This window comes from Dehalobacter sp. DCA (assembly GCF_000305775.1).
GTDB classification, from domain to species: Bacteria; Bacillota; Desulfitobacteriia; order Desulfitobacteriales; family Syntrophobotulaceae; genus Dehalobacter; species Dehalobacter alkaniphilus.
In genome coordinates this window covers 531,095-544,668 of record NC_018866.1, presented here as the reverse complement: position 1 = coordinate 544,668, position 13,574 = coordinate 531,095, and the positions used below count along the sequence as shown (strand labels likewise).

At 44.0% G+C, this 13,574-nt stretch carries 14 protein-coding genes; 3 read left to right on the top strand and 11 right to left on the bottom strand.

What is annotated here, in order from left to right:
• Positions 1-7: 7 nt before the first annotated feature.
• The 7 genes from DHBDCA_RS02680 to DHBDCA_RS02650 all read right to left on the bottom strand — a co-directional run bounded on the left by DHBDCA_RS02680 (position 8) and on the right by DHBDCA_RS02650 (position 5,508).
• Positions 8-322 carry a hypothetical protein gene (locus tag DHBDCA_RS02680; RefSeq protein ID WP_015042616.1) on the bottom strand — a complete coding sequence of 105 codons (315 nt, stop codon included), beginning with the start codon at positions 320-322 and terminating at the stop codon, positions 8-10.
• A 358-nt stretch (positions 323-680) separates the two neighbouring features.
• Positions 681-1,955, bottom strand: coding sequence for a DUF4349 domain-containing protein (locus tag DHBDCA_RS02675; RefSeq protein ID WP_015042615.1), 1,275 nt, complete (start codon positions 1,953-1,955; stop codon positions 681-683).
• The gene (locus DHBDCA_RS02670) at positions 1,955-2,464 is read right to left on the bottom strand and encodes an RNA polymerase sigma factor (protein ID WP_015042614.1); all 510 of its coding nucleotides are present in this window, start codon (positions 2,462-2,464) and stop codon (positions 1,955-1,957) included. Before DHBDCA_RS02670 ends, DHBDCA_RS02675 begins: the two co-directional genes overlap by 1 nt.
• A 66-nt stretch (positions 2,465-2,530) precedes the next feature.
• Positions 2,531-3,082, bottom strand: coding sequence for a chromate transporter (locus tag DHBDCA_RS02665; protein ID WP_015042613.1), 552 nt, complete (start codon positions 3,080-3,082; stop codon positions 2,531-2,533).
• A gap of 45 nt (positions 3,083-3,127) precedes the next feature.
• The gene (locus tag DHBDCA_RS02660) at positions 3,128-3,667 is read right to left on the bottom strand and encodes a chromate transporter (RefSeq protein ID WP_015042612.1); all 540 of its coding nucleotides are present in this window, start codon (positions 3,665-3,667) and stop codon (positions 3,128-3,130) included.
• Positions 3,668-3,745: 78 nt separating this feature from the next.
• On the bottom strand, positions 3,746-4,309 hold the full coding sequence (locus DHBDCA_RS02655) for a CPBP family intramembrane glutamic endopeptidase (RefSeq protein ID WP_015042611.1): 564 nt from the start codon (positions 4,307-4,309) through the stop codon (positions 3,746-3,748).
• Between the two features lie 5 nt (positions 4,310-4,314).
• Positions 4,315-5,508, bottom strand: a complete 1,194-nt coding sequence (locus tag DHBDCA_RS02650) for an amidohydrolase (protein WP_015042610.1) — start codon at positions 5,506-5,508, stop codon at positions 4,315-4,317.
• A gap of 266 nt (positions 5,509-5,774) precedes the next feature.
• Between DHBDCA_RS02650 and DHBDCA_RS02645 the strand changes: the two genes are divergently transcribed.
• Both DHBDCA_RS02645 and DHBDCA_RS02640 read left to right on the top strand, forming a co-directional pair.
• Positions 5,775-6,113 carry a P-II family nitrogen regulator gene (locus DHBDCA_RS02645; RefSeq protein WP_025205581.1) on the top strand — a complete coding sequence of 113 codons (339 nt, stop codon included), beginning with the start codon at positions 5,775-5,777 and terminating at the stop codon, positions 6,111-6,113.
• 161 nt (positions 6,114-6,274) lie between these two features.
• Complete coding sequence (locus DHBDCA_RS02640) at positions 6,275-6,481, top strand: alpha/beta-type small acid-soluble spore protein (RefSeq protein ID WP_015042608.1); 207 nt, start codon at positions 6,275-6,277, stop codon at positions 6,479-6,481.
• 108 nt (positions 6,482-6,589) lie between these two features.
• On the opposite strand, the gene DHBDCA_RS02635 is transcribed toward DHBDCA_RS02640, so the two are convergent.
• From DHBDCA_RS02635 to DHBDCA_RS02620, 4 genes are all read right to left on the bottom strand, one after another.
• Positions 6,590-8,194 (bottom strand): IS1182 family transposase, encoded by a 1,605-nt coding sequence (locus tag DHBDCA_RS02635; protein ID WP_015042568.1) that lies wholly within the window; start codon positions 8,192-8,194, stop codon positions 6,590-6,592.
• A 405-nt stretch (positions 8,195-8,599) separates the two neighbouring features.
• Positions 8,600-10,312, bottom strand: a complete 1,713-nt coding sequence (locus DHBDCA_RS02630) for a glutamine--tRNA ligase/YqeY domain fusion protein (RefSeq protein ID WP_051014018.1) — start codon at positions 10,310-10,312, stop codon at positions 8,600-8,602.
• Between the two features lie 61 nt (positions 10,313-10,373).
• Positions 10,374-11,294 carry an ADP-ribosylglycohydrolase family protein gene (locus tag DHBDCA_RS02625; protein WP_015042606.1) on the bottom strand — a complete coding sequence of 307 codons (921 nt, stop codon included), beginning with the start codon at positions 11,292-11,294 and terminating at the stop codon, positions 10,374-10,376.
• A 162-nt stretch (positions 11,295-11,456) separates the two neighbouring features.
• Complete coding sequence (locus DHBDCA_RS02620; protein WP_242824952.1) at positions 11,457-12,044, bottom strand: hypothetical protein; 588 nt, start codon at positions 12,042-12,044, stop codon at positions 11,457-11,459.
• A 318-nt stretch (positions 12,045-12,362) separates the two neighbouring features.
• Here DHBDCA_RS02620 and DHBDCA_RS02615 point away from each other — a divergent pair, with 318 nt between their 5' ends.
• On the top strand, positions 12,363-13,520 hold the full coding sequence (locus DHBDCA_RS02615) for an MGDG synthase family glycosyltransferase (RefSeq protein ID WP_242824951.1): 1,158 nt from the start codon (positions 12,363-12,365) through the stop codon (positions 13,518-13,520).
• The last annotated feature ends 54 nt before the right edge of the window (positions 13,521-13,574 follow it).

The window sequence follows — 13,574 nt, the reverse complement described above, 5'->3', positions numbered from 1 at the left end:
TCACCTCTTAACTCGTCAAATTAGAACTTTTCTGTTTTTTACCTAGACCTATCAATCCCACTAATCTTGCTAATACTATTCCGATGACGACAGATAATCCGAAGAAGAGAAAGATTCCGGTACTGGTAGCTTTGACATGACCAATCTGAGCATTCAGCACAATGAAAGATAATCCGATACAAGTAATCATAAACCATACCAAATACAGAGACCAATTAAGCACAGTTTTCTTTTTGTCCGCCTTGTTTGCGTAAGGTCTCAGGGCTAAAATACCTGCTAAAAAAAGCATTCCGACAACAAAAATGAGAACCACATTCAACATTTTAACACCCCCTTTCCATACTTTTTCACATCAAGTCTATAGAATAAACTCAAGTCACTCGCATTATATCTCTGTAATACGTAATATCTCTTAGTAGCTACTAATTAGCGATTATTTTTCTAATTACAGGAACTTCTCCGCTTTTTAAAAGACATTTATAAAAACAATAAAAAGCTAGGATGCAGCGTCGTACAACAACATCCTAGCTTTTTCATCGATCGTTTGGTTTAAATATATGTTATGGCAACTCATAATTGATGCTTATGGGAAATAGGAACTAATGAATATCTATATTACCGATGGTATTTAATGAGTGGCACAATGATTCAGGTATAACCACTGCATTCTGATAAAGGCTTTATTCTTCATCTTCCTTTCGTCTAAAGCTTTTCTCCGAAAGCATCCTGCGTTTTTTAATGATCCGATAGACCAGCCAGATCAGCAGCAGGATCACCAATACCGGCAGCGCATAGCCGATGAAGACCAACACATAGTTGAGCGCATTCCAGAGGAAGCTTACAGTCTTGATCAAAGCATTCTTTACGGCAATCAAGGTATTCTTCAGCGATATCGGCTGCCAGGGATCCTTAACCGTCAAGTCACTCTGGGCTTGCTCAATATTGATGGTAACCGTTGAGTATTCCACCCGGTTGTCATAGTATTTGAGCTGCCCTTTCAGGCTTTCGATCTCTTGACGGACTGTAACCAGGGAATTTTCAATTTTCAGAATGTCCTCGACGGAATTCGCTTTTTCGAGAATTTCCAAGTACCGTTGTTCCTGAGCCTCCCAAGATCTCAAACGAGTTTCGGTATCAAAATAAGCTGTCGATACATCTTCGGTATACTGGTGTTGATTGACGATGGTGCCGAACTGGGGAATACTGTCTTGAAACGTTTGGAATTGTTTGGCCGGTATTCTTAAGGAGAGAAAAGCCATCACACTGTTGTCATAATTACTGCGGGTTGATTCGGCGATATATCCGCCAAGGGCCTTGGTTTTCTCCTCGATAGCCTTTGCCGCAGCGGCGACATCATCTGCCTTCAGGAAAACATCGAGCGAATAGATTATTTTCTGCCGGGAAAAATCATAGGCTGCAGATCCGCTCGGAATCAAATTCTCCGAACTTTTTTTCTGTGCAGCAGACTCAGTAAACGAGGAAGGAACCGTATTACCGGAGTCAGCTACTGCCCCTCCAGATTCAGCCGCAACACCGGCATCAGGGCTCGCTGCAAGTTCATTCCCCATATCATCCGTGGTACGATCTGTTGCCGTTTGCAGTGAACTGACCTGTTTCTGCAAACCATCCCCCATCAGGATTCCATTCACGCCAAGACCAACGGCCAGCACTACGACAGCGGCGCAGCCGATCAATGCAAATGCTTTTTTATTTCCATATAAAAGTTTATTTTTAATCCGTGTTACAAGCGCAGATAATCTGTTCTTCTTTACAGCAGCCACGAACGTCATGTTTTCCAGCGGCTGATTTTTAACAGAATCCAAAATTTTCCCCCGGGTTTTATCTTTGATCCGCTCCTTAAGACCGTCGTCCTGATAGACATAACCAAAAAATTTCTTAAGACGCATGAGATCACCATCTTCTTCCCACATGGCTTTTATTTTATCTTCAGACATCAGCATTCACCTCCAGCCACTTCCGCCTGATAGGCTGTCCGGAAACTTTTTTTGGCCCTGTATAGCAGGCTGTCTACCGCCTGTTGCGTGGTACCGAGAATTGTCGCCGTTTCGGATGCGCTGAATCCATCGATTAGCCGTAATTGAATCACAGCTACTTGATGTTCTGACAACTGAGAAAGGGTATTACTTACAGAAAGGACAGTACCCAGGTCCTCCCCATAATCCCTGCTGTTATTTGCATCCTGGATCTCTTCTGTAATTGGAATCATATTAACCTGTTTCCTGCCCCGATAAAAATCCGCGATATAATTCGAAGCAATTTTTAACGCCCAGCTTTTCAAAGAGCTTCTTCCTTCAAAGCCGGCCAGTGATCTCCAGACCTTAGCCATGACTTCGGAAGTAACATCTTCAATTTCTGGTGAAGGAATCCTCAGACAGACAAACCTGTAAACAGACGGGAATAGTTCCTCATAGATTTCATCAAATGAGACCTCTGTTTGATTCATACCCAGACCCACCCCCCTTAAACCGAAACATTGAATTCTACCCGGGCAACAGTATAGACGGAAAGATCAGTGTATTTCTGATTCAAAATTTTTTTTAAAAATGAATATCCCCAGAATCATGGAAATGACAACCAGAAATGCCGGATTTAGTCCGGGCCAAATCAGCATAATGGCAAAAGCTGTGATCCCCAGGACCCAGGTCACTTTATCCTTAAAAGCACTCTGACCCATCTGCAGCGCCGACTGAGCCAAAAGCACTACAACGACAGGTCTGACCCCTTTCAGCATAGCCTGCAGTGCAGGTGAGTCAGCATAGTTGATCATCAGGTGGCCCAAGAATATCATGATAAGCGCCGTCGGCAGAACAGTGCCAATGATTGCAGCCAGCGCCCCGCTCCAACCCTTGACTCTATGTCCGATCATTCCTGCCAGTTTCGTCGCGATCGGTGCCGGCAAAGAATTGGATATGGCCACAATGTTTGTAAAATCTTCATTGGTAAGCCATTGATATTTGTGCACCGTTTCATTCTGGATGATCGGAATCATGGCCGGCCCGCCGCCGAAACTAAAGTTACTGGCTCTGAAAAAAGCAATAAATAAGTCCCAAAGCACTTTCATGTCATACTCCCAAAATCTGAATTTGAAATGTTCAAACCGGGCAAATCAATAGATCAGGTAACCGATGACCATGGAAAGGACAATCAGCAATACCGGATGCAGTTTTAAAAAATACAGGGCTGCCGCGGACCCGACCGCGATCAGCACGGTGGCGTAATCCAGGGGTACCTGGATCTGAAAAGCATCAACAGCCATCTCATAAGCTACGATGATCAGCAAAGCAGTAACAATGGGTCTCACACCTGTCAGTGCAGCCTTTAGATTACTGGAATTCGCATATTTTTTTAAGATACCGCCTAAGACAATCAATATAAGCACCGTGGGCAGGATCGTTGCCAGTAAGGCGACGATCGCTCCCGGCCAGGAAGCAACCTGATAGCCGAGATAGGCCGCTACTTTGGTTCCAAGCGGTCCGGGAAGCGCATTTGCCAAGGCAATGGTATCGGCAAACTGAGCATTGGTCAGCCAGTGATGATTATCAACGGTCTCTGCCTGAATCAACGGAATCATCGCCGGCCCGCCGCCAAAGGACAAGTTGCTCGCCCGAAAAAAAGCGATAAACAAATTCCACAAATCGGTTGCCATTTGTTCTCCTTCTATTCCTGTTCCTATCTTGTCATGATGCTTTAACCCAATTCAATTATAGCAAACGTTTTTGGTCTTTCAAATCAATTCAAAAGTGCCCTTTTTCATCCAATAAGCTGTTGTCATGTTGACGATGAAATGACATAACACGGGAACCCAGAGTGTTAAAGAAACGGCATAGGCAACTCCGAGAAGGATTCCCATCAAGAAGACTTCCACAAGGATAAACACCTGACGCCAATATCTGTAGTGAATCAGTGTAAAGACAACAGCCGTCAACCATAACCCTAAAATTGGCTGAATCATGCCTCTGAACAGGAATTCCTCACTGAAAGCACCGAGGAAAAATATTGGAAATAGCTCTGTTAGTGAGAATTTGTCCATCAGGATAAGGTTAATCTCATCAAACAGCCTTTCCTTCGGCAGATATTTCAAGAAGAAAAATTGAAACGCAATCAGAACGGCACAGCCGACGGCCAACGTAATCAAGGCTTTACTTAAACTACCGATCGTGAACATTTCTGCCAGCACGATTTCTCTGTCCAATGATTTCAGCATGACCCAGAGGCCCAGGGCAATAACAATCAGGATCACCTGCGATAACAGGATATTCAAACCCAGCATCTTTTTAGATATTTCCATCGCCGTTACATCCTTTCCAGCAGTCCGAGCGCAGAGCATGCCAGAACCCTGGTTCCTATGCTAAGTGCCTCTTCATCAATATTAAAGCACGGATGATGGTGCGGATGGCTGATTCCTTTCTTCTTATTCCCCGCCCCGATGAATATCAGCATGCCGGGTAAGCGATGAAGATAAGCGGAAAAGTCTTCGCCCCACATCACCGGATTGGCTTTAACCAATGCTTTTGCTCCGAATTCTTCTTTTAGTATTTCCGTTACTTTGCCGACAACGGAACTGCTGTTAACAACAGGATCATAACCGAGCTCATAATCGAAGGTGTATTTTGCGCCATAAGCAATACAGATTCCTTTAATGATATTTTCCATTCGTTTCGGAACTTCCAAACGGGTGTCCCTGTCAAATGTCCTGACAGTTCCTTTCAGGTCTACCCGCTCCGGTATGATATTAAAGGCCGATCCCCCTTGAATATTCGTAATAGACAAGACTACGGATTTCAGAGCGCTGGTCTGACGGGATACGATATTTTGCAGAGCGGTAACGATCTGTGCACTGATCAATACCGGGTCGATGGTATCCTCTGGCATCGCGGCATGACCTCCTTTACCCCATATCGATATTGTAAAGTTATCCGGGGCAGCCATTAAAGGGCCCGAGGCTAAGCCGATCTTGCCAGCAGGCAAAGACGTAAAGAGATGAAGAGCAAGAATCGCATCGACCCCGTTCAGGAGACCAAGTTTGACAAGATCTTTGGCTCCGCCGGGATGTTTTTCTTCAGCATGCTGAAAGATGCAGCGGATTTCTCCCTTCATGTCGGATCTTAGTTCCGCAAGAACTTTGGCAGCCCCGACCAGCATGGCCGCGTGTCCGTCATGACCGCAGGCATGCATGGTTCCAATATTTTGGGACCGGTAAGGCAGATCGTTTTCTTCCTGGATCGGCAGCGCGTCAATATCACTCCTGAGCGCTACCATTTTTCCCGGCATACTGCCTTTAATGGCAGCCAGAACACTGGTCTCTGTCGGTCTCGACACCTCAATGCCCGGAACTTCATGCAATCTGTCGAAGATCATATCTGCTGTATGATACTCCTGAAAAGATAATTCAGGATAGCGATGAAAGGTCCTCCTCAGATCGATGATTTCTTCGTTCCTTTCGGCAACAAGTCCGCTAATGGCTGTGATTCGTTCGTTTTCCGGCATATCGTCAACTCCTGTATCGGATAAGTATCACCTATTAATTCTCCAAAAATGTGCATAATCCTTGAAACGCCGGACTTTTATTGGCCGATCGGCAATGAATACAAAATTCTTTGGTTAAATTTCTTGCATTATGCCGGCATTCTGCTACGATAGATTCAGATAAATAGTAAACACGGACAACGATGTCCTCGGGATTTAATCCCGGGGACTATTTTTTTTGCAAATACTGTTTATCAAAAATATTATTGATCAAAGAGGTGGATAAAATGAAAAAAATTGAGTGTATTATTCGGCCAGCCAAATTAGAAAATGTGAAAGAAGCCCTCGGAAAATTTGGTATCAAAGGAATGACGGTCACCAACGTAATCGGCTGCGGACTGCAGCAGGGAAAAACAGAAGTATACCGTGGAAATGCCTATACCATCAATCTATTGCCCAAATACAAAATCGAAATTATTGTCCCGGACGAATCCGTGGATAAAGTTATCGAAATCATTACCGAAACTGCCAGAACGGGAGAAATCGGTGACGGAAAAATCTTCGTCTATGATGTGCTGAATGCCGTACGGATCAGAACAGGAGAATCGGGAGAAAAAGCCGTCTAAAAGGCATAAATTTTTTAAGAAATATTTATATTGAGCTTTTCCCAGATATGTTACTTCCTAAAATATAAGCAAACAATTACCGGGTTTAAGAAAATCAAATTCACAAATAATAAGAACGACTCCCAAACAAAAAAACTTATATTTTTAAGGAGGAAAATGACATGGCTGGTGAAAGAAATTCAAACACTCCTGCCGTCCAGGGCGTAGGAAAAGGATTGGATCAACTGAAATACGAGATCGCTAATGAAATGAACGCTACGCTGGGTGCAGACCGCACTTCCCGTGAAAACGGAACTGTCGGCGGCAATATGACCAAACGCATGATACAATTTGCTGAGCAGCAGTTGAAAAACGGACAGAGAATCTAACTTCTCTTTGTTCACTTTTAGAAGCAACGTACAAGGGGGCGTAACGAAACTTTAGGTTTCGGTTGCGCCCCCTCACTTTTTATGGTGAATTTTTTAAAATTTAGTTTCCTATCCAGTGATCAACGCCATTTTTCTCATATTATGAGCGATGCAATGTAATCCCCACTCAATTTTAACCTTTTCTAGCCCTTTTAACAGGAATCTTCGCATACCGTGATTCCCTTTAATGTCTCCAAAGACGCTTTCAACCTCGACCGGCCTCAAGCTCCTCATGCGCAAACCTTCTTCTGAACACAAATTCCTGCGGGCCTGTTCTTTATAGGCATTCAGTTTGCGATTGACATATATTCTTCTGTTAGCGTATGGATCGGATGACTTCACGCACTGGTTCCGATGAGGACACCCGGAACAATTCAGGCATTCATAGATTCGGATCAAACTCCTATAGCCATTGTCACTTTTTTGGTGCCGCTCGTATAAGAAAATGAGTGTTCTCCCATAACCGCAGATATATTCATCATTTTCATGGTCATAGGTGAAGTTCTGTGGTTTCGTTATGTCTTCTTTCCATTTCTTACTGGCTTCTTTGTGGAAGGTATTATATTTGACATAAGACACAAGCTTTTTCTCCTGCAGATAGTCGTAATTTTCTTCGCTGCCATAGCCGGCATCGGCAATAATATTCTTTGGTAATTCCCCATGCAGGAGCGTTTTTAATTCTTCCAGGTGATCCTTCATACAGCTGGTATCGCCCGGTCTCTGATGAACACTGTAACCGACCACAAACTGGTTCTCCGTCCCGATCTGGACATTGTAACCTGGCTTTAACTGACCGTTTTTCATATGGTCTTCTTTCATTCGCATAAAGGTGGCATCGTGATCTGTCTTGGAGTAACTGTTTCTTTCTTCCAGGATCAGTTCTTGCTGTTCATATTTCTGCATTCTTGGCAGATAATCTTTCGTAAGGGTGTTTCTTGTTTTCTTTAACTTTTTGGTTTCAGCATCTACTGTCTCTTCTTCCGATTTCTTAGCCAGTCTCTCGTCAATTTTCCTTACGGCTTCTTCAATAGCCTCTGAGTCAATGGGCTTGCCATTGCCTAGCTCTTCTAAATCACTGTCGCCGTATTCCGCATTTTCTTCTTCATTGATCTGATCGATTTCTTTAAATAATTCCCGGCATTTCTCCCTTAACGCTTCTTTATAGCGCTTCGTGGATTTGCCCCATACCCAACTGTATTTATTGGCATTGGCCTCAATTTTTGTCCCGTCTAAAAAATAATTTTCCAGCTTGATGTATTTTTCTTTGACTAAGAGTTCAATAACTTCAGCAAATACTTCTAGAATAACCTCTTTCATCCGTTCACTCCGGAAGCGGTTAACTGACATGAAATCCGGCTGATTGCCGCCGCACAGCCACATATACATAATATTTTCACGGGCCGCTTTTGCTATCCGGCGGCATGAAAAAACCCTGTCCGTATACGCATAAACCAATAACTTGGTCATCATGACAGGGTGAAAGCTGGAACGGCCGCCTCCAGGATATTTGGCAAACAAGGGTTCGAGATTCATGCGATCGATAGCACGATTCACAACTCGGACGACATGGTTTTGAGGAATCAGGCTGTCGATGCTTAACGGCAGTGTTTGTTGTTCCTGCACATAAGGTTTAAATACTTTCTTGGTATGTACTTTCTGCCCTTTCTTAGACATTCAAATACCTCCAAATATGGCAATATTTATATCCATAGACATTATACCACATTCACGTCAAAATATCTCCCTATATCTGCTGATTTCTTCAAATATTGCAGACTTGCACAGATTCACAAGCGGACGTTAGTGGCAGCAGCGTTAAAAAACAGAAATCCGCAGCGTTAAAACATGCCAACGGTTAACTTGCAGTAAACAGCGGGGTTTTGGCATGTTAGCGAGGGTTTCTGTTTTTAGCTGCGAGAACGGGGGAGCGGTGGACTGTGCGAGTCTGCACTACCCCAAAAAGAAAAGACGCCATTTTTTTAAATTGACGTCTTTCGCTTGGGGCTAAGTTGTGATACAGCCCCTTTACTTTCATAAAACAAAAAAATTCTCACCATGTTTCCAAGATTATTTCCAAGATTATTTATTCATCTTTGCCCAACTGTCCCGCAGTCCGACGATCTGGTTAAAGACCGGATGATCAGTGGAATGGTCTTTCAAGTCCGCACAGAAATAACCCTGTCTCAAGAATTGATATTTGCTGCCGGGATCAGCTTCTTTCAAACCCGGTTCAATTTTGCATTGTTTCAGAATTCGCAGAGAATCCGGATTGATTCTGGCAAGGAAGTCGTCACTCTCTGCCGAATCATCTTCCGTATACTGGTCATCCCTGATCAAATAGTCATACAAGCGTATCTCAGCGTTTTCAGCATGGGGCGCCGAGACCCAATGAAGCGTCCCTTTGACTTTTCTTGAGCTGGCCGAACCGCCGCTTTTGGTGTCCGGATCATACGTACAATGGATTTCGATGATCCGGCCATCTTCATCTTTCAGGACTCTTTCACATTGAATAATATAGGCATGTTTTAGCCGGACTTCATTACCGAGGGAAAGACGGAAGAATTTTTTGGGCGGCTCCTCCATAAAGTCTTCGCGTTCAATATATAGGGTCCGCGAAAACGGGATCAATCTGATTCCTGCCTCCGGATGCTCCGGACTGTTCTCTGCTTCCAGGAATTCATCCTGGTCTTCAGGATAATTGATCAGAACAACCTTGATTGGATCCAAAACAGCCATGACCCTCTTGGCTTTGGAATTCAGATCTTCACGCAGGCAATGTTCCAGTAAAGCGACATCGACAATGCTGTTAGCTTTAGCTACCCCGATACGGTCGCAGAAATCTCTGATCGCTTCCGGCGTATAGCCTCTGCGCCTTAAACCGGAGATCGTCGGCATCCGGGGATCATCCCATCCCTGAACATAGCCGCCTTCAACCAGCTGACGAAGCTTTCTTTTGCTCATGACTGTATTCGTTAGATCCAGACGTGCAAACTCATATTGCCGGGGCCTGTCCTCTTCAATCAGCTGTTCTGTCAGCCAGTCATAGAGCGGCCGGTGGTCTTCAAACTCCATCGTGCAGATCGAATGGGTAATATGTTCAAGCGCATCCGATAAAGGATGAGCAAAGTCATACATCGGGTAAATACACCAGGTGTCTCCGGTCCGATGATGCGACGCATGCATGATGCGGTAAATCACTGGATCGCGCATATTTAAATTCGGAGAACTCATATCAATTTTTGCTCTGAGCACTTTCGCGCCGTTCGGGAATTCTCCGGCTCTCATTCTTTGGAACAAGTCAAGACTTTCTTCTACGGAACGGCCCCGGTAAGGGCTGTCCGTTCCAGGCTGGGTCAGCGTCCCACGGTATTCCCGTATTTCCTCTGCCGACAAATCACAGATAAAAGCCTTGCCTTTTTCAATCAGCTCTACGGCAAACGCGTACAGCTTTTCAAAGTAATCGGAAGCATAGTACATCCTGTCCTGCCAGGAAAACCCCAGCCATTGGACATCTTCCTGAATCGACTCGACAAACTCAGTTTCCTCTTTGCTCGGGTTGGTGTCGTCAAACCTAAGATTGCAGCATCCGTTAAATTCCAGCGCGGTGCCAAAATTCAAACAGATGGATTTGGCGTGTCCGATATGAAGATAGCCGTTAGGTTCAGGCGGAAAACGTGTATGTACCCTGCCGTTGTTTTTATTCAGCTTTAAATCTTCCCGAATGATGTTATGAATGAAATTGGACGATGAATAAGAAGAATTCGATGTATTCGATGTATTTGATGTATTAATAGCAGTAACCCCCTACGAAAAACACTTATATTATCTTAGTATAGTAGATTTCTAAAAAATATCAAATACCTATTTTCGTCCCCCTGCCAATAGCAAGCAGCCTGTCCGTCAGCGCTAAGAGTTCATCTCTTCGCGAGAGCTTCTCCAGCCACCTGGAAGGTATGTTCTCTATGCCATAGCAGGCTCCGGCCATCCCGCCGGTTACTGCGCCGATCGTATCCGCGTCTCCTCCGAGGTTTACGGCCATCACCAGCGCTTCTTCCAGAGAATTGGTCTGAAAGACACAGTTTAAAGCAGTTTCCAATGTATGGACAACGTAACCGCTTGTTTTCATTTGATCAGCACTTAAGTTCATTTGCAGGGCAAACGGAGCATCCGCCTGGGCCTTTTCCAGCACGATGCGGAGTTCTCCGCCTAAAAGCAATTCCCTGACAATTTTACAGTAAAAAACCACACAAGCTCCTGCTAGTGGATCATAATGGGTCAGAGCCGATAATCTTGCCGCTAGATCCGTCATTTTCGGCAGGTTATTGTGATAGGCAATGACCACCGGGACCGTTCTCATCAGTGAACCATTGCCGCCGCTTCTCCCGCCGCTGAGTCGATGGGCATTCTCAGCGATTTGCAGCCATTCCTGTTCGTTATCCGCTTCTGTCCGGATTCCTTCCTGCAGAACCATCCGGCAGATATTTCCGATACATTTGGGCTCTTGCCGGGACCATTCCCGAAAATGACGGGCGACGTGCTTTACTGGGTCTGCAGGGTCTTCAAGAATCCCGTTGGCTGCCGCAAGGGTCATTTCTGTATCATCGGTAATTTCTCCGGGTGCCAATTTCCAGAATCCCCCGCCGGTCATATCCCGGTGTCGGCCATAGGTATGAACAATTTCTTCGCGGTTCATAAATTCAAGGGTTGCCCCAAGCGCATCCCCGGCTGCCACCCCGAGCATTGCTCCCCTTGCTCTGGAAATAAGATCTGCCATTTTGTTTTCCCCTTATCCAAATCGCGCAACTTCTTGTTGAGGTTGCAACCATTAATTGCTATACCGTTATCATAACACTTTCATTTCAAAATGAGCTATCCGAATTTCAAATAAACGGTGACTAAATATCTTTAAATATCCAGATCATTTGCATTCAGCTATCTATAAATTAATTCTATTTTGCTTAAAATACTGAATGATCTGTTCCTTCTCGGCTTCTTCCGCATGGTTGGTTGTGAGGATTTCCCCGCCTTTCATACCATTCCATTTGATATACAGCGTTTGTTCAAAGCTTTCATTGATGATCGGGTCTTCATATCTCAAAACAATTACGAAGAAATACGGAGGCACATCTTTTAATGTCTTTTGTTTGTTTATGCCTTGGAGACTAATCAGTAAGGTGGCCGAAGCATTTTTAGGAATATCATTGACGAGCGCGTATTCGTCAATTGTGACCGGTTTTTCCTTTAAACCGGCCTGAAAAACAATAGACTTGCTCCAAAGACTAACAGCCGGATGCTCGCCGACATTGGTAAAAACCATCTCAAATTCAGGTGACTCTCTCAATACCACTTCGGGAGAATCCTTGAACGTAAAGTACGGACGGTTGGCTTCTCTCTCCTCGTTCCAGGCAGATACGGTGATATAGACGGTGATCAGTGCCGTCACAGCAAGTATGGCTGTCCCAACAGTGGCAATCATATTGGAATAACTGATTAGTTTGTTTTTTTTCTTTGACAATTTGCACACTCCCAGCTATCGTTAAACAAAATCATTATTTGCAGGTTCACAGAAATCTAAACGAAATGCAGAATGCAATTTTTTCATTTTAATATATTATTGTCTTTTCGTTGATATGTTTTATTTTACACAGGCCGGCACCATGTCAACCCTATATCTTTATAATTTTAGGATTAACTAGGTACTAGCTTCGCTCTGTTTAAGAATATATATAAAATAAATGGAAAAACTAGGTTTACAAAAACCACTATTAAAAAGTAAAATTATAAATGTATAGCTACCTTCAATGATCTTTGGACAATAATAGGTTGCTGGAAAGGGGAAGTTATGATGCGGATACTTTTTCTTCCGTTCCTTCAGATCCCTACGGGTCATCATACCGTAGCCGATGCAATGATTCGTTCCTTAGAAAACCGAATCAGTAATCTTGAATGCTCAAAGATAGATTTCTTCAGTTATGCGGACAAACGGCTGGAGAAAGCATTTCGGTTAACTTACCTGACCTGGATCGACCATTCGCCCCAAACCTTCGTCTGGATTTACCGGAACTTTGTGTACCCGACCAAATCAACCAAGCACTTTAACTGGTATGAATATAAATTTCTTGACAAAATGAATAGCCTGCTGCAAGAAGAACAGCCTGATTTGATCGTATGCACCCAGGCCTTCCCGTCCTTCTTAATCGACAGGCTTAAAAATTCCGGTATCGCAACTGCGCCCGTAATCAATGTCTACACTGATTTCTTTGTGAATAAGCTTTGGGGAACTGAATACATAGATTACCATTTTGTCCCTGATCAACATATTAAGGCGCAATTAATCTCCCAGAATAACATTGATCCGTCTAAAATATTTGTGACGGGTATTCCTGTTGATGACTGCTTCCTGCCTCGGACAGCCTCCGAACCGACGCTTCCTTACCATATTCTGATTTCCGGCGGAAGCGGCGGTCTCGGCGATATTGAACATTTGCTTTACAGCCTGCCGGGTAAAAAAGAAAAATCCTACACTTTTTCCCTGCTATGCGGCAAAAACAAGAAACTGTATAAAGATATCCGCTCCCTGAAACTGCCTAACTTAAAGCCCCTGTCCTATATTTCATCCAGGGAAACCCTCAACGCACTGTATGACGAGGCCGATGCCATTATTACCAAACCCGGCGGCGTAACCATCAGTGAGACGCTTCATAAAAAACTGCCGATTTTTGTCCATTCCGCACTTCCGGGACAGGAACAAATCAATAAGAATTATCTCAGCGAGAAAAAATTAATCTATGATTTAGATTTGAATTATCCGGTCGCCAAACAGTTAGACGCCTTTTTTAAAGATCAAAACGAACAAATACTTTGGCAAAACCGCGTTGACAGCTACTTATCGGAAATAGAGTACCATGCCTGGGAAAAGATTTTGGAACTAGCCCTAGGTCAATCCGTAAAGTCCCCGATCTACAAAGAAACGGTCAATATTTCCCAAGTCCCGAGCTGATTTCGCGGACCTCAAGGATTCGGATAGAACTTAAAGTCAACTTAAGGGAAGTGA

What these genes read in the sequence shown, in the direction of transcription:
- DHBDCA_RS02680 (WP_015042616.1), bottom strand. Translation starts at nt 322, where the DNA reads ATGTTGAATGTGGTTCTCATTTTTGTTGTCGGAATGCTTTTTTTAGCA.
- DHBDCA_RS02675 (WP_015042615.1), bottom strand. Translation starts at nt 1,955, where the DNA reads ATGTCTGAAGATAAAATAAAAGCCATGTGGGAAGAAGATGGTGATCTC.
- DHBDCA_RS02670 (WP_015042614.1), bottom strand. Translation starts at nt 2,464, where the DNA reads ATGAATCAAACAGAGGTCTCATTTGATGAAATCTATGAGGAACTATTC.
- DHBDCA_RS02665 (WP_015042613.1), bottom strand. Translation starts at nt 3,082, where the DNA reads ATGAAAGTGCTTTGGGACTTATTTATTGCTTTTTTCAGAGCCAGTAAC.
- DHBDCA_RS02660 (WP_015042612.1), bottom strand. Translation starts at nt 3,667, where the DNA reads ATGGCAACCGATTTGTGGAATTTGTTTATCGCTTTTTTTCGGGCGAGC.
- DHBDCA_RS02655 (WP_015042611.1), bottom strand. Translation starts at nt 4,309, where the DNA reads ATGGAAATATCTAAAAAGATGCTGGGTTTGAATATCCTGTTATCGCAG.
- DHBDCA_RS02650 (WP_015042610.1), bottom strand. Translation starts at nt 5,508, where the DNA reads ATGCCGGAAAACGAACGAATCACAGCCATTAGCGGACTTGTTGCCGAA.
- DHBDCA_RS02645 (WP_025205581.1), top strand. Translation starts at nt 5,775, where the DNA reads ATGAAAAAAATTGAGTGTATTATTCGGCCAGCCAAATTAGAAAATGTG.
- DHBDCA_RS02640 (WP_015042608.1), top strand. Translation starts at nt 6,275, where the DNA reads ATGGCTGGTGAAAGAAATTCAAACACTCCTGCCGTCCAGGGCGTAGGA.
- DHBDCA_RS02635 (WP_015042568.1), bottom strand. Translation starts at nt 8,194, where the DNA reads ATGTCTAAGAAAGGGCAGAAAGTACATACCAAGAAAGTATTTAAACCT.
- DHBDCA_RS02625 (WP_015042606.1), bottom strand. Translation starts at nt 11,294, where the DNA reads ATGGCAGATCTTATTTCCAGAGCAAGGGGAGCAATGCTCGGGGTGGCA.
- DHBDCA_RS02615 (WP_242824951.1), top strand. Translation starts at nt 12,363, where the DNA reads ATGATGCGGATACTTTTTCTTCCGTTCCTTCAGATCCCTACGGGTCAT.